We start from the raw sequence: 20,806 nt of genomic DNA, 5'->3' as shown, positions 1-20,806 counted from the left end.
TCGGCATTGTTTGGACAGCATCGTCGATCCGCTGAAAGAAGCGTATTGTGCGTGGCCCGTTTTAACAATATGGTGAGCCGCGAATTCGACTGACTATGGTGCGTCCGACCACAAAATCGCGTGGACACGGGCAGATGCGCGAATCCATGCGAAGTCCGCAAGCGTTTGCGCAACATCCGTGACGTAACGGACCGTCCGCAGCCATGTGTTACCTTTTCGAGCCACAGTTCAACATCGCAACGGGAGAAGCGAAACATGAAAGTCGCCGTCATGGGTGCGGGCGCGGTCGGTTGTTATTACGGCGGCATGCTCGCGCGCGCGAGTCACGAGGTCGTGCTGATCGCGCGGCCGCAGCATGTCGAGGCGATCGAACGCGACGGCTTGCGGCTCGACACGCAGCATTTCGACGAACGGGTACACGTCGCCGCGAGCACCGATGCGAGCGCCGTGAAGGGCGCGCAACTCGTGCTCTTCTGCGTGAAGTCCACGGACACCGAAAGCGCCGCGAACGCACTCGCGCCTTATCTCGAACACGATGCGCTGCTGCTGTCGCTGCAAAACGGCGTCGAGAATGCGGAGCGCCTGCGCGAACTGTTGCCGCAAGAGGCGGCGGCCGCTGTCGTGTACGTCGCGACGGAAATGGCGGGGCCGGGGCACGTGAAACACAACGGACGCGGTGAACTCGTGATCGAGCCATCGACGAAGAGCGAAGGCGTTGCGCGTGCGCTCGTGGCGGCGGGCGTGCCGACCGAAATCTCCGACAACGTGCGCGGCGCGCTATGGGCGAAGCTCGTGCTGAATTGCGCCTACAACGCGCTGTCCGCGATCACGCAGTTGCCTTATGGAAAGCTCGTGCAGGGCGAGGGCATTACACGCACGATGCGCGATGTCGTCGACGAATGCCTTGCGGTCGCGAAAGCGGACAACGTGACGATTCCCGGCGATGTCGATGCCGCCGTGCGCCGTATCGCCGAGACGATGCCGAATCAGTTCTCGTCGACGGCGCAGGATCTCGCGCGCGGCAAGAAGAGCGAGATCGATCATCTGAACGGGCTGATCGTGCGGCGTGGCGAAGCGCTCGGCGTGCCGACGCCGGCGAATCACGTGCTGCATGCGCTCGTCAAGGCAATCGAGAGCAAGGGTTCGTAGGCGCGTTTTAGACGGACGACGGTCGTTGCCGGGCACGGGCGATGCTGAGTATGAAGCACGCACAGAAATCACCGTGCGCAGGGCCAACATACCGGAGGTTCACCATGAAATCGTTCGTCAAAGCCGTGGCCGTCGCCGCTGTAGTGGTGGCGCCGGCGCTTTCATTCGCGCAAACCGATTCGTCGCTTACGCGGGGTCAGGTGAAGGAAGATCTGAGGCAGGTCGAAGCAGCGGGCTACGATCCGTCGCGCTCGGACCAGACTTCGTATCCGTCGGATATCCAGCGCGCCGAGCGCCGCGCATCGGGGCAGAACAATGCCTATAACGCCGATATGAATTCCTACGGCGGCGCGACCAGCGGCCGCTCGGCTGCAGGCATGCGCGCGATGCCGCGGATGGACAACGACGGCACCAAGCCCCTTTATTTCGGTCATTGATGCTGCGAGGGGCCGGGTTCTGCGTGTTCGACGCAACGGCGTTACCATCGATTCTTCCGTTCGCTATGGTGCGTTCGTTCGCAGGAAGACACTCATGGATAAAGCCGTCAAGATTCCCGGTCCCGATCATCCGATCACGATCGAGCGCAGTCCGTCGCGCGTGCTGGTCAAAGCGGGCGGACGCGTGATCGCCGATACGACCGAAGCGCTTTCATTGCGCGAGGCATCGTATCCCGAGGTGCTATATGTGCCGCGCAAGGACGTGGACATGTCGCAACTCGAACGCACGTCGCACACGACATACTGCCCTTACAAGGGCGAGTGCAGCTATTACAGTATCCCTTCAGGTGGACAAAAGTCGGCCAACGCCGTGTGGTCGTATGAGTCTCCTTATGAGGCTGTTGCGTCGATAAAAGATCATCTCGCGTTCTATCGAGATCGCGTGGATTCGATCGAAACCCGCGAAGCGTAATGCTCAATCGAGAAACGATCTGGCGCGATGTTTGAGCATCGCGCTGAAGTCGTCCAGCCAGCCGATCGAAAGACGCCAGCTCTGCCAGTAAAGATCGACGTCAAAGCGCGCACCGGGCGACACTTCCACCAGGTCGCCGTTTTCGACGTGCTGCGCGACGAGCCGTTGCGGACACATTCCCCACGCCAGCCCCGACGTGCACGCGCGCACGAAGCCCTCGCCATGCGGCACGACATGCGCGGGCGGTTCGATCTCCGCGCGGCTCATGCGTTTGATGAAGCGCTTCTGCAATTCATCCTTTTCGTTGAAATTGACGCAGGGCGCGCGGCGCAACGCATCGCGCGTGAGGCCATCGGCGAAATAGCGCGCGAAGTACGCGGGCGAACATACCGCGCGATAACGCATGCGTCCGAGCTTCATCGAACGCCAGCCGGGAACGGGCTCGGCTTGCGTGGTGATCGCGCCTTGCACATCGCCTTCGCGGATGCGTTGCGCCGTGTGATCCTGATCGTCGACGACGACATCGAGCAGCAGTTCACGTTCGATGCAAAAGTCCGCCGCCGCGTCGATGAACCATGTGCTCATGCTGTCGTCGTTCACCGCGATGCGCAATTTCGCGCGCCGCTCGCTCTGCGCGCCCGGTAAGGCCGGCATGCGCCCGCCGAGTTCGGCTTCGAGCAATTGCACGCGTTCGGTGTGGCGGCACAAGAGCGCGCCGGAAGCAGTTGCTTCGCATGGTTGGCCGCGCTTGACGAGCAGGGCGCCCACGCGCTCTTCAAGGAGCTTCACGCGCTGCGAGACGGCCGAAGGCGTGACGTTCAGTTCGCGCGCCGCACGCTCGAAAGAACCGGTGCGCACGACGGCAAGCAGCGAATCGAGGAGAGCGTAGTCGAGCATTAGCGTTCCTTAATCGGAATTAGAAAGTTTAGCTGTGTGAATGTACATCAGGCGCGCAAACTAGAGCCTTCTTCCATTCCGATCAAGCGACGCGATGCAACCGAACCCGTTCAAACTCGAACGCTATTTCTCGCAGCACGAATTCACCGCGCGCCATCTGTTGTGCACTTCCGATCCCGAATCGATGTCGATCGGCGAACTGCTTGCATATGAACCGGACTCGATCGACGGTCTGCGCGATACCTGGCTCGGTTATACGGAATATCCCGGCGCACCCGCGCTGCGGCGCGAACTGGCGACGCTGTACGAGAACATCGATGCTGACGAGATCATCGTGCACACGGGCGCTCAGGAAGCGATCTATTCGTTCATGAACACGATGCTCGCGCCAGGCGATCACATGATCGTGCATATGCCGGGCTATCAGTCGCATTACACGGTGGCCGAGGCGCTGGGCGTGAGCGTTGCGCCGTGGAAGGCGCGCGAAGAAGCGGGCTGGTCGCTCGATCCGGCGGAGCTCGAAACGCTCGTCACGCCGGTCACACGCGCGCTCGTGATGTGCGTGCCGCACAATCCGACCGGTTATCTGCCGTCGCGCGACGTGTTCGATGCGATCGTCGCGTTCGCGCGCAAGCATGGACTATGGCTATTCAGCGACGAGGTGTATCGCGGGCTCGAACATGATCGCGCGGATCGTCTGCCCGCCGCATGCGATGTGTACGAGCGCGCGATTTCACTCGGTGCGCTCTCGAAGACGCACGGGCTCGCCGGCCTGCGCCTCGGCTGGATCGCGACGAAGAGCGCGCAAGTGCTCGAACGCATGAGCACGTTCAAGGACTATCTCACCATCAGCAACAGCGCGCCGAGCGAGTATCTGTCGGCGATTGCAGTGCGCCACACTGATGCGCTTATCGAACGCAATGTTTCGATCATCCGCGCGAATCTGGGCGTGCTAGACGCCTTCTTCGCGCGCCATGCGGATCGTTTCGAGTGGCATCGTCCGCGCGCGGGCACGATCGGTTTCGTGCGGTTGAAGCGCGAAAGCGCCGAGCGGTTCTGCGCAGAACTGCTCGAACGCACGGGCGTCCTGCTCTTGCCCTCGACGCTGGTCGATCACGGCGACGAGCATGTGCGCCTCGGTTTCGGCAGGCGCAACATGCCCGATGTGCTCGCGATCGTCGATGCCTATTTGGATGCGACCGTCACGAGCACCGCGTCCTGACGATAGGCGTCCGGATACATCTGCTTCAGGTTCGCCACTTTCGGCAGATCGTTGATTGCGATATAAGGGCTTTCCGGATGCTCCGTCAGATAGTTCTGGTGATAGCGTTCGGCCGGATAGAAGCCCTTGTAGTCTTCGATCTTCGTGACGATCCTGCCGCCATACACATGCGCCTTGTCGAGCTGCGCGATATACGCATTGGCGATTTCGCGCTGCGCTGCGTTCGTCGGGAATACGGCCGAGCGATATTGCGTGCCGTGATCGGGGCCTTGATAGTTCAGTTGCGTCGGATTGTGCGCGACCGAAAAGAAGATCTGCAGCAGCTTGCCGTACGACACCTGCGCCGGGTCATACGTGATCCGCACCGATTCCGCATGACCGGTATCGCCTCCGCTCACGCGATCGTATTGCGCCGTGCCGGCCGCGCCGCCCGCATAGCCCGACAGCGCTTCCTTCACGCCGCGAACGTGCTGAAACACGCCTTGCACGCCCCAGAAGCAGCCGCCCGCGAATACGGCCGTTTCCGTATGCACGGCCGTCGCGCTTTCGTCATGCGCGGGCGGCGGAATCTTCACGGCTTCCTCGCTCGAATGCGCGACGCGCTGCAGTGCGAACGCGCCCGCGAACAATACGGCCACGCTGACGGCCTTGAATGTCATGCTGTTGGTCCTGAACATGTCTGCTCCTCAAGAAGTCGCATTCAACCGAACGTGAAGGCATACGCTTCGACGCCGGGGTCGAGAAATTCGATGGTGAACGTGCGGTCGGCGACGGGGCCCGCCTGCCGCACCAATTGATAGAGGCGCTGTTCGGTCACGGTGCCGCTTCCGTCCGCCTGAATGTCGCTGCCATGCGATGCGCCCGGCGCCGCGCCATCGATGCTCACGCGAAAGCGCACCGGCTTGCCATCTTTCGACGGCCCGAGCACGAGATGCAGATCGCGCGCATGAAAGCGATACACGATGCGCCCCGTCGCGCCTTCGAGCGTCGCGTGCTCGGCGCCGACCTTCCACGCGCCCGCGAGTCCCCAGTCGTTGACGTCGAGGGCGTTGGGCGCGGCATAGTCGTGAATGCGATCCTGCGTTTCGCCGCCCGGCGACATGAACTGCTGCGCGCGTTCGTAACCGATATACGTTTCAGGCGAACGCATGTCCGCGTTGTCGGCCTGCATCATCGCGCCCTGACCGATGTCGTTATCGTCATGCTTCGCGCTCATCGCCATGGCAGGCGCGGCGCCGTGACCCGCTTCGGCAAGCAGTTGCTGAATCACCTGCTCGGAGTGCGCATAATCGCCTTCGCCGAAGTGGTGATAGCGGATATCCCCCTTGGCGTCGATGAAATAATGCGCCGGCCAGTACTGATTATTCAACGCGCGCCAGATCGCGAAGTTGTTGTCGATCGCAACGGGATAATCGATACCGAGATCGTGAACCGCCTTCTTCACGTTATCGACGTTGCGCTCGAATGCGAACTCCGGTGCATGCACGCCGATCACGACAAGCCCCTGATCGTGATACTTCTGCGCCCACGTCTTCACATACGGCAACGTGCGCAGGCAGTTGATGCACGAGTACGTCCATACATCGACGAGCACGACCTTGCCACGCAACGCTTCCTTTGTAAGCGGCGGCGAGTTGAGCCATTGCACCGCGCCATCGAGCGAAGGCAGCGTGCCTTCCACGGGCAGCGGCGCGGGGTTCGGCGACTTCGGCGGCTCGGTGCTCGCGCGCATCATCGCGGGTCCGTTGTTATCGACCTTCGCCGCGTTCGCGGACATCATCATCGCGCCCTGGTTCTTGTTCGAGAGCTTGTCGACGAGCTGTTGTTCGATGCCCGAGGTCGCGACCGTCGATACACGAGCGAGCACGCCGGTGTCCAGCCCGAGCCCGATCGCGACAACGCCGAGCAGCATCGCCCCGCCGATGCCGCGCCGCACCCATTCGCCTGCGCCGAGCGAGCGCTTCATCGCGGCGAACACGCGTCCGCCGATCAGCAAGGCAACCGCGAGCGAGGTCGCCGCGCCCGCTGCATACGCGAGCAGGAGCAGAGTCGTGCCGACGCTCGCGCCGTTGAGCGCCGCGCCCGTCAACACAAGTCCGAGAATCGGGCCTGCGCAGGGCGCCCACAGAAGACCGGTCGCGATGCCGAGCATGAACGATCCGCCGAAGCTCGGCTTGCCGTCGCCGCGTTGCGCGAATGCGGTGAGACGATTGCCCGCGCTCACGAGCGGATGCATCACGCGCTCGGCGAGACTCGGCAACAGCAGTGTGAGGCCGAACACTGCGAGCAGGACGATGGCCGCCCAGCGACCGTATTGATTGGCCTGCGTGACCCAGCCGCCACCGACGGCCGCGAGCGTCGCGACGACGGCGAAGGTCAGGCCCATGCCCGCGAGCAACGGCAAGCCGCTTTTCACGAACGGCTGATCCGCGCGCGAGAACACGAAGGGAAGCACCGGCAGGATGCACGGACTGAGAATCGTCAGCGCGCCGCCGAGATAGGCAAGAACGATGAGCAGCATGATGGTATCGGGTGGTCGAGGTTGATCGGAGTGCTGGCGCGATTCAGGCTGCGCCGGGCGTGAAGTTCATCGCGACGCCGTTCATGCAGTAGCGCAGGCCCGTGGGCTTCGGACCGTCGTCGAAGACGTGGCCCAGATGACCGCCGCAGCGCCGGCAATGCACTTCGGTACGCACGACGCCGAACGAGCCGTCGATGCGCGTCGCGACCGCATGATCGAGCGGCGCCCAGAAACTGGGCCAGCCGGTATGACTGTCGAACTTGGTGCGCGAGGAGAACACCGCCAGCTTGCAACCCGCGCAACTGAACGTGCCTCCGCGATGCTCGTCGTTGAGCGGGCTCGTATAAGGGCGTTCGGTGCCTTCGCGGCGTAATACGTCGAATTGCACCGGATCGAGTAGACGATGCCATTCATCGTCGCTATGGACGATTTCGAAGCTTTCCTGCGTCTTCGGATCGGCCGCGAGCGCGCGAAAGCGTCCGCCCAGTGCGAACGCTGCGGCGGCGGCCGCGGTGCCTGTGAGGAGAAAGCGGCGGCGGGTTTGCATGATGCGTGCCTCGGGTTCGAGTGGTGTAGCGGCATCGTATTCGCGCGCGCATCCCCGAGTCCTCACCGAAAGTTAAATTAAATGTGATACTTGGCCGCGCGCTTTTCTGCACAATGGCACAGACGCTCGTCCATTGTTCTGCGGATTGGGCGCGCGTGTTTTTCTCTGCCGATAACATTCCTCATGGATCATCCGAAACGCATTCTGATCGTCGAAGACGACATGCATATCGCCGATGTGCTGAGTCTCAACCTGCGCGACGAACGCTACGAAGTCGTGCATAGCGCCGATGGCGCCGAAGGGCTGCGCCTGCTCGAACAGGGCGGATGGGATGCGCTGATTCTGGATCTGATGCTGCCCGGCGTCGACGGCCTCGAAATCTGCCGGCGTGCGCGCGCGATGACACGCTATACGCCGATCATCATCACGAGCGCGCGTTCGAGCGAGGTGCATCGCATTCTCGGCCTCGAACTCGGCGCGGACGACTATCTTGCGAAGCCGTTCTCGGTGCTCGAACTCGTCGCGCGCGTGAAGGCGCTGCTGCGCCGCGTCGATGCGGTCGCGAAGGACTCGCGGCTGGAGACGGGGCGCATCGAAGTGGCGGGCATCGCGATCGATCCGCTCGCGCGCGAAGCATGGGTGGATGGCGCGCGCATCGAACTCACGCCGCGCGAGTTCGATCTGCTTTATCACTTCGCGCGTCATCCGGGCAAGGTGTTCTCGCGCATGGACCTGCTCAATGCGGTGTGGGGTTATCGGCATGAAGGTTATGAGCACACGGTCAATACGCATATCAATCGTTTGCGCGCGAAAGTAGAGAAAGATGCCGCCGATCCGAAGCGCATTCTCACGGTATGGGGCCACGGCTATAAGCTCGCGGCGCAATCGCCTGACGGCAAGGATGGCGCGTCGTGAAACTCACCTTGTCGCAACGGCTCTTCGCGGTGTTCTGCGTGCTGTTGCTCGCGTGCTGCGGCGCATCGGCGTGGCTGCAGATTCGCGCGAGCGATCTGCGCGAGAAGGAAGTCATTCAGAGTCTTTCGCGCGGGCTTGCGGCGCATATCGCGCGTGACGGTGCGCTCGCCGATGCCAACGACATCGATGCGCCCGCCGTGCGCCGGCTCTTCAGTCAGTTGATGGTGGTGAACCCGAGCGTCGAAGTCTATCTGCTCGATAACACGGGGCGCGTGCGTGCCGACGATGCGCCGCCCGGACATCTCAAGCGCGATCATGTCGATCTCGCGCCGGTGCGGCAGTTCCTCGACGGCGCCGTGTTGCCGATTCTCGGTGACGATCCGCGCAGCGAGGGCAAGCGCAAAGTCTTCAGCGCAGCGCCGCTCGCCGCGCCCGGCAAGCCGCCGTTCGGCTATGTCTATGTCGTGCTGCTCGGCGAGGAGCACGATGCGCTGGCTGCGAAGGCATCGGCGAGCGCGGTGTTGCGCACCACGCTCGCGTCGATGGGCCTCGTCACATTGCTCGGGCTCGTCGCGGGCCTGGTTGCATTCGGGCTCGTTACGCGGCCGCTGCGCCGCCTCACCGAAGCAATGCGCAAGTTCGACGCGCGTGGCGCGCCAGCAGAACCGCCGGCGCTCGCGCGCATCGACACGCCCGATGCGCGGGCGAACGAACGCGACGAGATCGTCGTGCTCGAAAGCGCGTTCGCGCAGATGGCGGAACGCATCGGCGAGCAGTGGCGCGCGCTGGGTCAGCAGGATCGCGAGCGTCGCGAGATGGTCGCGAACATCTCGCACGATTTGCGCACGCCGCTGTCATCGCTGCATGGTTATCTCGAGACGCTGTCGCTCAAGTCCGACACGCTGCCGGATACCGATCGGCGTCGTTATCTGTCGATCGCGCTTGCACAGAGCGCGAAGGTGGGTCATCTCGCGCAGTCATTGTTCGAACTGGCGAAACTCGAACACGGCATGGTCGCGCCCGAAGCCGAGGCGTTCTCACTCGCCGATCTGGTGCAGGACGTATTCGAAAAGTTCGAACTGCCCGCGCAATCGCGGGGCGTGCGCCTGAATGCCCAGATCGCGCCACGCTTGCCGAACGTAACGGCGGATCTCGGCATGATCGAGCGCGTGTTCACGAATCTGCTCGATAACGCGATCCGTCATACGCCTGCGCAAGGCGTCGTCGACGTGACACTTGCACTTGCGCGCGAACAATCTGACAGAGTGGAAGTCACGATCAGCGATACGGGTACGGGCATTCCGCCGGAAATGCGCAAGGCGCTTTTCATGCGTCCGTTCGCTTCGGGCGGCGCGCATCGCGGCGGGCTAGGGCTGCTCATCGTACAACGCATGCTGCAATTGCACGGCAGCCAGATTCGCCTGATCGATTCGAAAGACACGGGCACCACGTTTCACTTCGATCTGCCCGTCGCCATTACGCAGACCGGCAATGGCGCGCCGCAAGTGCGCGGAGGGCGCGGTTAAAAAGAAGCCCGGCATTTCTGCCGGGCTGAATGGGATGGTCGTCGCCTGCGCCTGATCGCGCTGTTGGATTGCGCGTGCGGCGTTGCCCGGCCTGACCATCCGCGTGGACGTTTTCGTGAAAACCGATACGAAGCAAATTGCAAGGGGCACTATCTTGCCCGTTTGATGACGTTTTAGTCTCTCAGACTTAAACCAATCTTAAGAAGTGTGCCGCGTGTGAAGTGCGCGTCGAGCGGAGCCGGTGAAACGGCGCGTAATCTGCGTGGCGTCTTTGCTTAAGCAAGTTATATGGTTTCTTTAGAGGCTCCTCTTCATTGCATTGCGAATTGATCGGCCGATATGGCCGCAGGCGACGATGGAAAAAAATGCCGAACGACAGCCGCGCGAAAGCGCGGAACGTTCTTTCATGTGGAATCTTTCCTTGGTTTCCTGCAATATGTTTGCTAGCATATAATCGAGTCGCAGCCGCCGCGCATGGTTGCTGGTCAAAAGTTACGGCGCTGTGGCGTGGCAATCAATAAGACCCGCCGAGGTCAATATTAAGCGAAAGCGCACACAAGTCGCGCCGAGTCGCTCGTGTCAGAAGGTTCCCGCGAGTCCCACTGCTGCATCATGCAGCGGTGCGGATTCGTGCGCAATGCTATAGGTGCATTGTGAAAGGTCTAATAAGCATAGACGTTTATCGCATTTCGTGTTCTTCGCTATATGAGTTCTTTCTTTCAGCGTGGGAAATAGAAACATGCGAATTATTAAAACGTGCTCAACTGAATCTTCATAGACAGGTTTCTTCGACCTGGCCGCATTGCATGACGCTTTCGGCGATGCGCGCAAGGCGATTTGGCGCAATGGCGAGCGTTGCGCATATCTTCTGGCGTTGCAGGTGATTTTCCAGGCAACCGCATGCCGTCTTCGAAATCCGAATGACGGTGGAATGTCACACTCATACGATCCGCGCACCTTGCGGGAGGAAACGTGGAAACGGAACTCAGTCAACGGCTTGCGAAAGTGTTATGGCGGTGTGCATCGCACGGACAAGTGCTGACTTATCAGCGCTTTCATGCGCTATGCGACAAGGGGGTGCCACTGCCGCAGCGTTATGCCGCGCTCGAATCCGCAATCAAGGCACTCGGGGATGTGCACGACATCGATTACGGCGTGCTCATGGCGCTCGACAGCGGCTTGCCCGGCGCCGAGTTTTTCCAGCGCTACCTGCGTCATCGTCACGGTGAATACGTGATGCAGATGGGTGACCCGAAATATCATCGACAGACGCTTGCACGCAAGCGCACGCTCGTCGCGCGCGAACGCGATCGCGTGTATGCACACGCCCGGATGGTCGAGGAGGAGCGGGCGAGACAGGCGGCATGATTTCGCCTCACGCTTCGACTTCTTTCGCGTCTTCAAGGCCAGCCTTCGCCAGCACCCAGTCACAGAAACATTTCACTTTTTCGACATCACGTTCGTTGGCGCGATAAGAGAGAAAGTGCGTAGCCCTTGCGAGCGGCGCGAACACACCCGCGCCCAACTCGATCAGATCGCCGCGCGCAAGCTCGCGCTCGGCGAGGCGCGTCGTTTCCAGCGCGACGCCCATGCCATCCACCGCCGCGGATATCGCGAGCGCCGCACGGTCGAACGAAGGCCGCGGCCCGCGTGGCATGTCGAGCCCATTGAGCTCGAACCAGCCGGGCCACGTCACACGGCTGAGTTGCGAGTCGATCAGCGTCATCCTCGCAATGTGCTCCGGCGCTGGCACGCCTTCCTGCAACAAGGACGGAGAACACATCGGGATGATGCGCTCCGTGCCCAGTGCGCGCGAGACGACACCGGCACGTTCGTGTGCGAAGCCATATGAAATGGCAACGTCGACTTCGCGCGCGCGTGCGAGATCGGCGGGCTCAGCGTCCGACGACAGACGTATCGTCACGTTCGGATGGGCCTGCATGAATTCGGGCAGACGCGGCCCGAGCCATTTCACGGCGAAGCTCGGCGCGCAATGAACGGCGAGCACTTGCGCGAGCGGATCGAGCGTGACTTCGGCGCATGCGGCTTCGATGACATCGAACACGCGTCCGAGACTTTCATGCAGGCGACGGCCTTCGGACGTCGTCTCCACGCGCCGGTTGCGCCGATGAAAGAGCGGCCTGCCGAAATACTGCTCGAGTTCCTTGACCTGATGACTGATCGCCGATTGCGTGAGATGAAGCTCGCTTGCGGCAAGCGTGAAGCTTTCCAGACGCGCGGCTGCTTCGAATGCGCGCAGGAGTACGAAGTTCGGAATGCGCCTCATGGAAACACCTTATGCATGAGAGCCTGTCATGGATGGATGAACAGGCATCGTTTGTCTTTCTGGTTTGAGGTGACGAACATGTGAGCGATCCAGACGCATGACATAACCAGGAGACAAAGCATGAGTTCCCACAGTCCGGTTGCGTATCTGACAGGCGATGAATCGTCGACGTATGCGAAGGTGACATGGCGTCTGCTGCCATTTCTCTTCGTGTGCTATCTGTGCGCGTATCTCGATCGCATCAACGTGAGCTTCGCGAAGTTGCAGATGCTCAACGATCTGCATTTCAGCGACGCCGTCTACGGTGCGGGCGCGGGCGTGTTTTTCGTCGGCTATCTGCTGTTCGAGGTGCCGAGCAATCTCATTCTGTTGCGCGTGGGCGCACGTCGCTGGATCGCGCGCATCATGGTGACGTGGGGCGTGATCTCTGCCGGCATGATGTTCGTCACGACGCCGACGAGCTTCTACATCATGCGCTTCATGCTCGGCGTGGCCGAAGCAGGGTTCATTCCGGCGATCCTGCTGTATCTCACGTACTGGTTTCCCGCTTCGCGCCGAAGCAAAGTAACCGCGCTCTTCATGACGGGCATTCCGATGTCCGGCGTCGTTGGCGGGCCGCTGTCCGGCTGGATCATGACGCATATGGGCGGCGCGCACGGCATCGCGGGATGGCAATGGCTCTTCCTGCTCGAAGGCCTTCCGACGGCCGTTCTGGGCGTGGTCGCGTACTTCTATCTCGACGACAAGGTCGCCGATGCGAAGTGGCTCAACGACTCGCAAAAAGCAATGCTCGAAGCCAATCTGCGCGACGAAGAGCCGGCGCATGCGCTGCATTCGGTAAAGGATGGATTGTTGCATCCGAAAGTACTGCTGCTGTCCGTGACGTACTTTTTCTTCACGATGGGGCTCTACGGCGTGAGCTTCTGGCTGCCGACGCTCGTCAAGGCGAGCGGCGTGACCGATCCGCTCGATATCGGCCTGCTCTCGGCGATTCCCTATGCCGCGGGCGCCATTGCAATGCTCGCGGTCGGCCATAGCTCGGACAAGCGTGGCGAGCGACGCTGGCATCTTGCGGGCGCGGGTTTCGTCGGCGCGCTCGGCCTTTTTATGAGCGTGATGTACGCGCACTCCACGTTCTTCGGCATGATCGGTCTCACGCTCGCGACGATGGGCGTAGTCACGACCATCTCGCAGTTCTGGGTTCTGCCGCCCGCGATTCTCAGCGGCGGCGCTGCGGCCGCGGGCCTTGCGCTTGCGAATTCCGTGGGCAGCATCTCGGGCGTCGTGAGTCCCTGGCTCATCGGCGTGATCCAGACGCAGTCGGGTTCGACGGGCAGCGGCGTGCTCGGTCTCGCGGCGAGTTGCGTGATCGGCAGCCTGCTCGTGTTCGCGGTGCCCGCCGCGCTCGTGAACAGCCGCCGTCGCAGCGACTGACTCGCGCACGCCAAGCGAAACGGCCCCTTGAAACAGGGGCTTTCGCCGTCGATGCAACTCGCAACCCGTGCGTGAGATCACGTTGCTTCCGATTCCCGTTCGCGTTGCTCGCTCAGCACGACGCCGAGCCGTTCGACGAGGTTTCTTCGCGCGTTGGCGGTATGCAGATCGGTAAGTTCGGCGGCACGGTGGCCGTTGCCTTCCGCGATGGCCGCCGCGATGGCAGCATGTTCGTCCCAGATCGATTTGCGTTGTCCCGATGCCTGCAGCACGGCGCCCATCACGCGGCGCAGATGAACCCAGTGCGTCTGCGCGGTCTCGGCGATCAACGGATTGCCCGATGCCACGTAGATCGCGTTATGAAAGGCCATGTCGGCATCGATCATCGCCTTGACATCGTCGCTCTTCGACGCGCGCCTGCCATTGGTGATGATCGCCTTGTCGATCTTCGCGCCGCGTTCGGCGGCGAGACGCGCAGCGAGCGAATCCAGCGCGCCGCGAATCTCATAGAGATGACTGATCCATGCGGGGTCGAGCGGAGTGACGAGGAGACCGCGTCCGGGCGCATCGACGACAAGACCGTCTTTCTTCAGCAGACGCAGCGCCTGCAGGACGGGTGAGCGCGAAACCGCAAGCTGTTCGGCGATCTCTTCCTGCGTGATGCGCGTGCCGGGCGCGAGCGAACCCGAACTGATGGCGTCGAGCAGAACTTTGTAGACCTCGTCGACATAGTCGGTGCGGGCCTGGAGCTTGAGAAGTTTGGCGGGCATGATTCGAGCGTAAGTTCTGGATACAGAATACGGCAAGGGTACAGCGGGCCGGCCTTACGCGTCAACGCAACGTTATCGCGTGCCTGTTTTCATTCACGTTTACCCATAGAGACAACGCCGATCCACATCGCTAATCTTTGTATACAGAGTTCGGAGTTCGGAAGGCAGAATTCAGGTCTCAGGCATCGATCGATTCAACCCCACTCGAAACAGGATTTCCCATGACCATCAAATCGGACAAGCTGGAAGGGCATCAGAGCAGCGGCGGCGCGGCCGCGACAGTCAAGAAGCTCGTGCCCTACGGCGGTTACTACGTGAACAAGGTGCCGGGCCACGATCCGGAACTGACGGAGACGGGCCCCGGGACGCCGATGGGTGAATACATGCGCGCCTTCTGGCATCCGGTCTGCATGTCGATGGAGCTGACCGACACGCCGCGCTTTCTGAAGATCCTCAACGAAGAACTGGTGGCATTCCGCGACGGCAGCGGGCGTGTGGGTCTGCTGCACGCGCATTGCGCGCATCGCGGCGCATCGCTCGAATACGGCGCGATTCAAGAGCGCGGCATCATGTGCTGTTATCACGGCATGGTGTTCGACGTGGACGGCGCGTGCCTGCATGTGCCGTTTCCGAAGGGCGAAGAGAAAGAGGCCGAAAAGTACGCGTGTTCCATTCGGCAGGGTGCGTATAAGGCAGTCGAGCGTCACGGTCTCGTGTTCGCTTACATGGGACCGCCGGAAAACGAGCCGCCGTTTCCGGAGTGGGAAGGCGACTACACCGTGATGCCCGGCGACGAACTCGTGCCCTACAGCAACTTCCAGCATTGCAACTGGTTGCAGGTTCAGGACAACGCCGCCGATAACTTTCATCCGACCGCATTGCATGCCGCGAAGAACGTGGTGAAAGGGCAGTTCCAGGGCACGACGTTCGACGAAGTCGGCGCAGCGTCGATGGAAGTCGCGCCCGACATGCATTTTCAGCCGGTCCAACAAGGCCGCAGTCTCGCGTGCGCGGGCGCGCGCCGCGTGAACAAGGACCGCTTGTTCGTGCGCGTGCAGCATCAAGTGCTGCCAAATCTGAGCCTGCATGCCTATACATCGGAAGATGGTTCGAAGAAGAAGCTCTTCAGCCGCTTTCATATCATCCGATGGACGGTTCCGGTCGACGACCAAAACAGCAAGATGATCGGCTGGCGCGTCATGGGCCCCGGCATCGATACGCGCGGTATCGGCAAGAAGGAACTGGTGGGCTATGAGTCGATCGACTTCCTCGACGGCCAGGTCGCGATGCGTCGTCCCGAGCGCTTCGCCGAATACACGATCGAGGACATCGTGCCGATTCCGCCCAATCATCGTGAGCGTGCGAACTACAAGCAGGCGCAATACGCGCCCGGCGACTACGAAGCCATCATCAGCCAAGGGCCAATCGCGGTGCATGCGCTCGAGAATCCGACGAAGTTCGACGCGGGCCTGTTCCTGTTCCGCAAGATGCTGCGCGACGCGTTGCGCGGTTCGAATCCGGCCGCGTCGGCGCAAAACTTCGCGGAATGGTTTCGTGAGAACGCGGGCGCGCCGAATAGCTTCTGCTCGGGCAATGTGTTCGAGATCCCCGAAGGCGAAACCGTCGAAGAAGAAGTCATGCGCCGTCGCAAGGTGACGAAGCAGATCGTTGCGATCCTTGCGGAAAGCGAGAAGCTGAAGGGCGATGCGCGTGCCGCATTCGTACGCGAACGCTTCGAGGAACTCGAACTCGCGATGAAGCAATAAGCCGGCCGACGCGAGGGCGCATGGCGCTCTCGCGATGCGGGATCATCGATTCGAGGAATGTCGACCATGTCAACACAATCCATCTCGACCGACGCGCAGAGTCAGACCTTGAATCTGCTCGTGCGTCAGGTCCGCTTCGAAGGCCGAGGCATCAATTCATACGAACTCGTCGATCCCGACGGTGCGCCATTGCCGCCTTTCACAGCGGGCGCGCATATCGACATTCATCTCGCGGGCGGCGTCGTGCGGCAGTATTCGATCAGCAATGCGCCACGCGAGCGGCATCGCTATGTGATCGCCGTATTGCGCGATGAACGCGGGCGCGGCGGTTCGAAGGCGCTTCACGAGCAATTGCGCGTGCAGGACATCGTGCGTGTAAGCCGGCCGCGCAATAACTTTCATCTCGTCGACGGCGCGCGCCGCGTGTTGCTGATCGCGGGCGGGATAGGCATCACACCATTGAAGGCGATGGCGCATGAACTCGACGATGCCGGTATCGAATACGAAATGCATTACTGCGCGAAAGATGCGGGCAGCGCAGCGTTCGCCGAGGAATTCGAGCACATGCGCGCAAGCGGGCGTCTGCATTTTCATTTCGATGGCGGCGATCCATCGGCGGGCCTCGATATCGGGGACTTGCTGAATGCGCCCGGCGAAGGCGAGCACGTCTATTACTGCGGTCCAGGCGGCTTCATGCAAGCATGCGCGGTTGCGGCGCGGCACTGGCCGTCCGGAACGGTGCATTTCGAGCACTTCAAGGCACCTGAGCGCAACGCTGGCGAGCAGGCCGCCAACGATGCGAACGACAGCTTCATCGTGCGTATCGCGAGCACAGGACAGGAAATCGAAGTGACGAAGGACGAGAGCATTGCCGATGCACTGGCGGGAGCGGGCGTGTTCATCGAGACATCATGCTGCGCGGGCTTGTGCGGTACGTGCAAGGTGCGTTATCTCGAAGGAGACGTCGAGCACAACGACTGCATCATGAGCGAAGAAGAAAAGACCGACTTTCTGACCGCGTGCGTGTCGCGTGCGACGAGCAAGGTACTCGTATTGGATCTCTGATAGAGAATCGATCTTCCAAAAAGTCATATAGGCAGGCGAGGTGACTCGTCTGCGGCCAATCTGACGTTATGCCGACGAACCTTGCATAAAGAAATGAGCGGTAGCTCACACAAGCTATGTCTTATGCGCCAATAGGTAGCTCATTCGCACCTATTCGCCGGTGCAAGCCGTGTTACGAAGAGGACGCTTAATATAATCGTCTCAATACCTCGCGATCCCGTATTCGGCGGGACGTTGACGGCCAGGCATTGCAAGAACGGGACGACGAGTCATCGATCCTTGCGCGCCACCAAAGACGAGGACGAGATCGATATGAGACCGGTTGTATTCGGGAACCGATTTGGATGGCTGCACGCCGGAAGCGGCACGCGCGGCGTAGTGCTCTGCAATACCTATGGGCACGAATACGTGTGGACATATAGCGGCATGCGGCATCTCGCCGAAGCGCTGTCCGCGCGAGGCATATGGGTGCTGCGTTTCGACTATCGAGGCACGGGCGACTCGGCGGGCGCCGATCTCGCACCGGATCAATTCCAATCGTCGGTCGATGACGTCGACGCGGCCATCGAATGGCTGAAGACATCGACAGGCATAGAGCACGTCACGTTATGCGGCTTTCGCGTGGGCGCCGCGTTCGCGCTCGAGGCCGCATTGCGTCAACCGGTCGATGACCTCGTACTGCTCGCACCCGTTGCGAGTGGCCGCGTGTATATGCGCGAGTTGAGCATCGTGCGCAAGACATGGCTCGAACTGCTTGCACCGCCTTTGCGTGAGATGCAAAAGGACGACGCGCGGCTCAACGTCCTCGGCCAGGTTTATAGCGATGAATTCAAAGGCTCATTGCAGGCGATCGATCTCGTCGCGAGCGTAAGAGACGCTGCGGCGGCACCAGCGCGTCGCGCGTTGGTCATGAATATGAAGGCGGGCGGCACGGATCCATTGTGCGACGCGCTCATCGAAAAGGGCGTGGAAGCACAGGCGCGTCCGTTCGAAGATCTCACTGGCTTTCTTCAGGAAACTGCATTCAACGCATTGCCGCGCGCAGCGTTCGCCCAAGTCGTGGAATGGATCGCTGGCAAGGATTCATCAAACAGGCAAGCGCCGTCGTCGGCCGATGCCTTTGACTGGTCCGCTCTAAAGATAGACACACCCGAAGCTATCGAACGCCCAGTACGCATCGGCGACGAAAAGCTTTTCGGCATTTTGTGCGAGCCGCGCACGGGGGCCGCGCGAGGTCCGGTGTTTCTCATTGCGAATACATCGGCGAGTGCGCGCGTCGGCGACAGCCGGCTATCCGTTCGCATTGCACGCGAGCTTGCGCGGCGCGGCATCGCATCATTGCGTTTCGATGCGCGAGGCCGAGGCGACAGTCCGGCCGCGCCCGGCGCAGTGCAATCGGATACGGCGTTCGGCCGAATCTATAACCAGATCGCGACTGACGACACCGCGGCCGCCGCACGCTGGCTCGCGCGGCAGGGCTACAAGTCGATCTTTGCATTCGGCGTGTGCTCGGGCGCTTATCACGCGCTCAAGGCGGCGGTCGCCGAGAATGCGATCAACGGTGTCGTCACAGTCAATCTGCCGACGTTTAAAAGACCGGCGGACGTCGCGCCCGACGGCTTGCGTCAATCGACGCGCAATTCCATGGCGGGTTATGCATTCTCGATGCTCGATCCACAGAAATGGAAAGCGATCCTGCGCGGCGAAAAGCAGTTGATGCGCGTATTGCGCTTCGTGCTCGGCTATATGGCGACGCGCGCGCGTTCGCGTATCGTCGATGTGTTGAGGCTCGACCGCCTGAGCAGCACGGCGCCGGAGCTCGCGACCGAACCGGGACCGATCATTCGTGCGCTCGATGCCAAAGGCGTAAAGACAGCGCTCGTCTATGGCGCGTACGATGCGGGCATGGATCTGATCGCCGCGCATTTCGGCAAGCAGGGCGCGCGACTGTCGCGCTATCCATCCGTGCGAATGGCGATCTTTTCGGACCTCGATCACGCCCTCTTCATGACGACCGGTTCGGCGCATGTGGTTGCGGTGTGCGAACGTATCGCGAAGGAAAACACATCGCCCGTTGCAGATCCGGTCTTTTCAGGCAGAGAACCCGTCGTCTTGTGATTGAAGCGAGCTTGCTTCGGCGCGTCGGTCATGCGTCAGGCGAGCTCGCCGTGACTTGAGTATCCTTCGCTATTGGAACGTGCCCATATCGGGCAGCGTCCAGTGGGGAACTCATGTCGGCGGACTTCGTCCGGCACATGCGCGCCGCGAGATCCGCTCAACACAACGCACAGGAGTCTGGCGATGTCGATTGAAACGGTTCTATACCGTGCACATGCTCATGTCACTGGCGGGCGCGACGGCCGCGCGACCGTGCCCGAAAGCAATCTGGATCTCAAGCTGACAACCCCGAAAGAACTCGGCGGCGGTGGTGGCGATGGCACCAATCCCGAGCAACTCTTCGCCGCAGGGTATAGCGCGTGCTTTATCGGCGCGATCAAATTCGTCGCCGCTCGCGACAAGATCACGCTGCCGAAAGATGTCGCGGTGGATGGCAGCGTGGGCATCGGTCAAATCCCGAACGGTTTCGGCATCGAGGTCGAATTGAAGATCTCGCTACCGGGAATGGATCGCAGCGAGGCACAGGCGCTTGTAGACAAGGCGCATATCGTCTGTCCTTATTCGAATGCAACGCGCAATAATATCGACGTCAAATTGACGCTGGCATAAGCATGTCGAATGTTCGGGGGCCTTTCTCCTGAACGCTCGAATGCACGCGGAGGAAGCGATGCTGACATCTGGAATCGATCACGTAGGTCTCACTGTGCGCAATCTCGACGCAACGCGTGACTTTTTCGTTCAATGTCTCGGCTGGCAGATCGTCGGCGAGCGGTCCGAGTATCCCGCCGTATTCGTATCGGACGGAAAGCTGCTGGTTACGTTATGGCAGGTGAAGGATGAATCGGCGCCTATAGCATTCGATCGGCGAAAGAATATCGGGCTTCATCATCTCGCATTGCGCGCAACGGATGAAGCCGCACTCGCGACGATTCTCGAGCGCGTGTCGACATGGCCGGGAGTGGCAGTGGAATTCGCGCCGGAACTGCTAGGAGCCGGTCCAAAGCGCCACATGATGATTTACGAACCGGGCGGCATCAGGATCGAATTCGATTTCGATCCGCGTGTATAGATTGAAACTCCGGACCGCAAAGAAAACGGCGGAGTCGTGCACGAACTCCGCCGTTTGTGTGAATACAGTGTCAGGCAATCAGAAACGGCGTCCGATCTTTAACCGATGCGAGCCATGCGGGTGCGCGGCCACGACCGCTCCACGTTGCGCCGCTTTCCGGATCGCGATAGAGCGCGGGTTGAGGACCGCGCGGTTGTCCCTTTGCTTTGCGCTTGACAGCAGCGCGCGTTTTTCCTTTAGCCTTGGTTCCCTGCGCGCTTGCTCCAACCGCAAACTTGCTACGGTCCTTTGCATTGGCGATCCAGCCCGGCGCGCGTCCGCGGCCGCTCCAGGTCGCACCGGTCTTTGGATCCCGATAGGCGACTGCGCCGGGCTTCTTCGCGGAAGCCGAACTGCCCGCCTTCTTGCGTGAACCGGAATAGCTTTCGATGTCCGAGATGGTCAATCCATGGCTCGACATCAGGTGATGAATCTTTTGCAGCGCATTCTCGGATTGTTTTGCAACGAGCGCATCCGCTTTCGCTTGAAGTGCTTCGATACGCGCCTGAATACTTTCTAGCGTTGACATGAGTTACCTCTAATATATCGTCGATCGCACTATGCCATGCACA

20 protein-coding genes are annotated in these 20,806 nt (G+C 61.1%); 13 read left to right on the top strand and 7 right to left on the bottom strand.

Going from position 1 to position 20,806, the window contains the following annotated elements:
* The first annotated feature begins 255 nt into the window (after positions 1 to 255).
* From QCE49_RS29380 to QCE49_RS29370, 3 genes are all read left to right on the top strand, one after another.
* Positions 256 to 1,149, top strand: a complete 894-nt coding sequence (locus tag QCE49_RS29380) for a ketopantoate reductase family protein (protein WP_250456792.1) — start codon at positions 256 to 258, stop codon at positions 1,147 to 1,149.
* Between the two features lie 104 nt (positions 1,150 to 1,253).
* Entirely contained in the window at positions 1,254 to 1,586 is a 333-nt protein-coding gene (locus QCE49_RS29375; RefSeq protein ID WP_008353289.1) for a DUF4148 domain-containing protein, read from the top strand.
* Between the two features lie 94 nt (positions 1,587 to 1,680).
* Positions 1,681 to 2,058 carry a DUF427 domain-containing protein gene (locus tag QCE49_RS29370; protein ID WP_175979368.1) on the top strand — a complete coding sequence of 126 codons (378 nt, stop codon included), beginning with the start codon at positions 1,681 to 1,683 and terminating at the stop codon, positions 2,056 to 2,058.
* A gap of 3 nt (positions 2,059 to 2,061) precedes the next feature.
* On the opposite strand, the gene QCE49_RS29365 is transcribed toward QCE49_RS29370, so the two are convergent.
* Entirely contained in the window at positions 2,062 to 2,955 is an 894-nt protein-coding gene (locus tag QCE49_RS29365) for a LysR family transcriptional regulator ArgP (RefSeq protein ID WP_250456791.1), read from the bottom strand.
* A gap of 94 nt (positions 2,956 to 3,049) precedes the next feature.
* Here QCE49_RS29365 and QCE49_RS29360 point away from each other — a divergent pair, with 94 nt between their 5' ends.
* The gene (locus QCE49_RS29360) at positions 3,050 to 4,177 is read left to right on the top strand and encodes an aminotransferase class I/II-fold pyridoxal phosphate-dependent enzyme (protein ID WP_250456790.1); all 1,128 of its coding nucleotides are present in this window, start codon (positions 3,050 to 3,052) and stop codon (positions 4,175 to 4,177) included.
* Here QCE49_RS29360 and msrA read toward each other — a convergent pair.
* From msrA to msrB, 3 genes are read right to left on the bottom strand one after another with little or no spacing between them, the layout of a single operon-like run.
* A complete protein-coding gene (gene msrA / locus QCE49_RS29355) occupies positions 4,141 to 4,836 on the bottom strand; it encodes a peptide-methionine (S)-S-oxide reductase MsrA (RefSeq protein ID WP_250456870.1) in 696 nt (231 codons plus the stop codon). The two genes, QCE49_RS29360 and msrA, sit on opposite strands and share 37 nt — an antisense overlap.
* Positions 4,837 to 4,877: 41 nt before the next feature.
* Positions 4,878 to 6,698: a cytochrome c biogenesis protein DipZ gene (locus tag QCE49_RS29350; protein WP_250456789.1), complete on the bottom strand. Its 1,821-nt coding sequence runs from the start codon at positions 6,696 to 6,698 to the stop codon at positions 4,878 to 4,880.
* A 43-nt stretch (positions 6,699 to 6,741) separates the two neighbouring features.
* Positions 6,742 to 7,245 (bottom strand): peptide-methionine (R)-S-oxide reductase MsrB, encoded by a 504-nt coding sequence (gene msrB, locus QCE49_RS29345; protein ID WP_175979364.1) that lies wholly within the window; start codon positions 7,243 to 7,245, stop codon positions 6,742 to 6,744.
* Positions 7,246 to 7,428: 183 nt separating this feature from the next.
* Between msrB and QCE49_RS29340 the strand changes: the two genes are divergently transcribed.
* The 3 genes from QCE49_RS29340 (at position 7,429) to QCE49_RS29330 (ending at position 11,054) form a co-directional block, all read left to right on the top strand.
* Complete coding sequence (locus QCE49_RS29340) at positions 7,429 to 8,160, top strand: response regulator transcription factor (RefSeq protein WP_008353297.1); 732 nt, start codon at positions 7,429 to 7,431, stop codon at positions 8,158 to 8,160.
* Positions 8,157 to 9,686 carry a HAMP domain-containing sensor histidine kinase gene (locus QCE49_RS29335; RefSeq protein ID WP_250435852.1) on the top strand — a complete coding sequence of 510 codons (1,530 nt, stop codon included), beginning with the start codon at positions 8,157 to 8,159 and terminating at the stop codon, positions 9,684 to 9,686. Before QCE49_RS29340 ends, QCE49_RS29335 begins: the two co-directional genes overlap by 4 nt.
* A gap of 972 nt (positions 9,687 to 10,658) precedes the next feature.
* Positions 10,659 to 11,054 carry a hypothetical protein gene (locus QCE49_RS29330; RefSeq protein ID WP_033536146.1) on the top strand — a complete coding sequence of 132 codons (396 nt, stop codon included), beginning with the start codon at positions 10,659 to 10,661 and terminating at the stop codon, positions 11,052 to 11,054.
* Positions 11,055 to 11,061: 7 nt separating this feature from the next.
* Here the strand turns inward: QCE49_RS29330 and QCE49_RS29325 are convergent, their stop codons facing one another.
* Positions 11,062 to 11,973 (bottom strand): LysR substrate-binding domain-containing protein, encoded by a 912-nt coding sequence (locus QCE49_RS29325; RefSeq protein WP_250456787.1) that lies wholly within the window; start codon positions 11,971 to 11,973, stop codon positions 11,062 to 11,064.
* 120 nt (positions 11,974 to 12,093) lie between these two features.
* Between QCE49_RS29325 and QCE49_RS29320 the strand changes: the two genes are divergently transcribed.
* Entirely contained in the window at positions 12,094 to 13,407 is a 1,314-nt protein-coding gene (locus QCE49_RS29320; RefSeq protein ID WP_175979360.1) for an MFS transporter, read from the top strand.
* A 77-nt stretch (positions 13,408 to 13,484) separates the two neighbouring features.
* On the opposite strand, the gene QCE49_RS29315 is transcribed toward QCE49_RS29320, so the two are convergent.
* On the bottom strand, positions 13,485 to 14,177 hold the full coding sequence (locus tag QCE49_RS29315; protein ID WP_008353303.1) for a GntR family transcriptional regulator: 693 nt from the start codon (positions 14,175 to 14,177) through the stop codon (positions 13,485 to 13,487).
* Positions 14,178 to 14,398: 221 nt separating this feature from the next.
* Between QCE49_RS29315 and QCE49_RS29310 the strand changes: the two genes are divergently transcribed.
* The 5 genes from QCE49_RS29310 to QCE49_RS29290 all read left to right on the top strand — a co-directional run bounded on the left by QCE49_RS29310 (position 14,399) and on the right by QCE49_RS29290 (position 20,195).
* Positions 14,399 to 15,943, top strand: a complete 1,545-nt coding sequence (locus QCE49_RS29310; RefSeq protein ID WP_250456786.1) for a Rieske 2Fe-2S domain-containing protein — start codon at positions 14,399 to 14,401, stop codon at positions 15,941 to 15,943.
* Positions 15,944 to 16,009: 66 nt separating this feature from the next.
* Complete coding sequence (locus QCE49_RS29305) at positions 16,010 to 17,008, top strand: PDR/VanB family oxidoreductase (protein WP_250456785.1); 999 nt, start codon at positions 16,010 to 16,012, stop codon at positions 17,006 to 17,008.
* A gap of 312 nt (positions 17,009 to 17,320) precedes the next feature.
* Positions 17,321 to 19,126: an alpha/beta fold hydrolase gene (locus QCE49_RS29300; protein WP_033536175.1), complete on the top strand. Its 1,806-nt coding sequence runs from the start codon at positions 17,321 to 17,323 to the stop codon at positions 19,124 to 19,126.
* Positions 19,127 to 19,309: 183 nt separating this feature from the next.
* On the top strand, positions 19,310 to 19,735 hold the full coding sequence (locus QCE49_RS29295; protein ID WP_250456784.1) for an organic hydroperoxide resistance protein: 426 nt from the start codon (positions 19,310 to 19,312) through the stop codon (positions 19,733 to 19,735).
* A gap of 58 nt (positions 19,736 to 19,793) precedes the next feature.
* Positions 19,794 to 20,195 (top strand): VOC family protein, encoded by a 402-nt coding sequence (locus tag QCE49_RS29290; protein WP_033536174.1) that lies wholly within the window; start codon positions 19,794 to 19,796, stop codon positions 20,193 to 20,195.
* Between the two features lie 70 nt (positions 20,196 to 20,265).
* On the opposite strand, the gene QCE49_RS29285 is transcribed toward QCE49_RS29290, so the two are convergent.
* Entirely contained in the window at positions 20,266 to 20,763 is a 498-nt protein-coding gene (locus tag QCE49_RS29285) for an H-NS family nucleoid-associated regulatory protein (RefSeq protein ID WP_008353314.1), read from the bottom strand.
* Positions 20,764 to 20,806 lie beyond the last annotated feature (43 nt).

The organism is Caballeronia sp. LZ008 (assembly GCF_031451435.1).
GTDB lineage: Bacteria > Pseudomonadota > Gammaproteobacteria > Burkholderiales > Burkholderiaceae > Caballeronia > Caballeronia zhejiangensis.
This window is presented reverse-complemented; position numbering and strand designations above follow the sequence as displayed.

What these genes read in the sequence shown, in the direction of transcription:
- QCE49_RS29295 (WP_250456784.1), top strand. Translation starts at nt 19,310, where the DNA reads ATGTCGATTGAAACGGTTCTATACCGTGCACATGCTCATGTCACTGGC.
- QCE49_RS29365 (WP_250456791.1), bottom strand. Translation starts at nt 2,955, where the DNA reads ATGCTCGACTACGCTCTCCTCGATTCGCTGCTTGCCGTCGTGCGCACC.
- QCE49_RS29310 (WP_250456786.1), top strand. Translation starts at nt 14,399, where the DNA reads ATGACCATCAAATCGGACAAGCTGGAAGGGCATCAGAGCAGCGGCGGC.
- QCE49_RS29300 (WP_033536175.1), top strand. Translation starts at nt 17,321, where the DNA reads ATGAGACCGGTTGTATTCGGGAACCGATTTGGATGGCTGCACGCCGGA.
- QCE49_RS29380 (WP_250456792.1), top strand. Translation starts at nt 256, where the DNA reads ATGAAAGTCGCCGTCATGGGTGCGGGCGCGGTCGGTTGTTATTACGGC.
- msrB (WP_175979364.1), bottom strand. Translation starts at nt 7,245, where the DNA reads ATGCAAACCCGCCGCCGCTTTCTCCTCACAGGCACCGCGGCCGCCGCC.
- QCE49_RS29360 (WP_250456790.1), top strand. Translation starts at nt 3,050, where the DNA reads ATGCAACCGAACCCGTTCAAACTCGAACGCTATTTCTCGCAGCACGAA.
- QCE49_RS29350 (WP_250456789.1), bottom strand. Translation starts at nt 6,698, where the DNA reads ATGCTGCTCATCGTTCTTGCCTATCTCGGCGGCGCGCTGACGATTCTC.
- QCE49_RS29320 (WP_175979360.1), top strand. Translation starts at nt 12,094, where the DNA reads ATGAGTTCCCACAGTCCGGTTGCGTATCTGACAGGCGATGAATCGTCG.
- QCE49_RS29315 (WP_008353303.1), bottom strand. Translation starts at nt 14,177, where the DNA reads ATGCCCGCCAAACTTCTCAAGCTCCAGGCCCGCACCGACTATGTCGAC.
- QCE49_RS29290 (WP_033536174.1), top strand. Translation starts at nt 19,794, where the DNA reads ATGCTGACATCTGGAATCGATCACGTAGGTCTCACTGTGCGCAATCTC.
- QCE49_RS29305 (WP_250456785.1), top strand. Translation starts at nt 16,010, where the DNA reads ATGTCAACACAATCCATCTCGACCGACGCGCAGAGTCAGACCTTGAAT.
- QCE49_RS29340 (WP_008353297.1), top strand. Translation starts at nt 7,429, where the DNA reads ATGGATCATCCGAAACGCATTCTGATCGTCGAAGACGACATGCATATC.
- QCE49_RS29325 (WP_250456787.1), bottom strand. Translation starts at nt 11,973, where the DNA reads ATGAGGCGCATTCCGAACTTCGTACTCCTGCGCGCATTCGAAGCAGCC.
- msrA (WP_250456870.1), bottom strand. Translation starts at nt 4,836, where the DNA reads ATGACATTCAAGGCCGTCAGCGTGGCCGTATTGTTCGCGGGCGCGTTC.
- QCE49_RS29370 (WP_175979368.1), top strand. Translation starts at nt 1,681, where the DNA reads ATGGATAAAGCCGTCAAGATTCCCGGTCCCGATCATCCGATCACGATC.
- QCE49_RS29375 (WP_008353289.1), top strand. Translation starts at nt 1,254, where the DNA reads ATGAAATCGTTCGTCAAAGCCGTGGCCGTCGCCGCTGTAGTGGTGGCG.
- QCE49_RS29285 (WP_008353314.1), bottom strand. Translation starts at nt 20,763, where the DNA reads ATGTCAACGCTAGAAAGTATTCAGGCGCGTATCGAAGCACTTCAAGCG.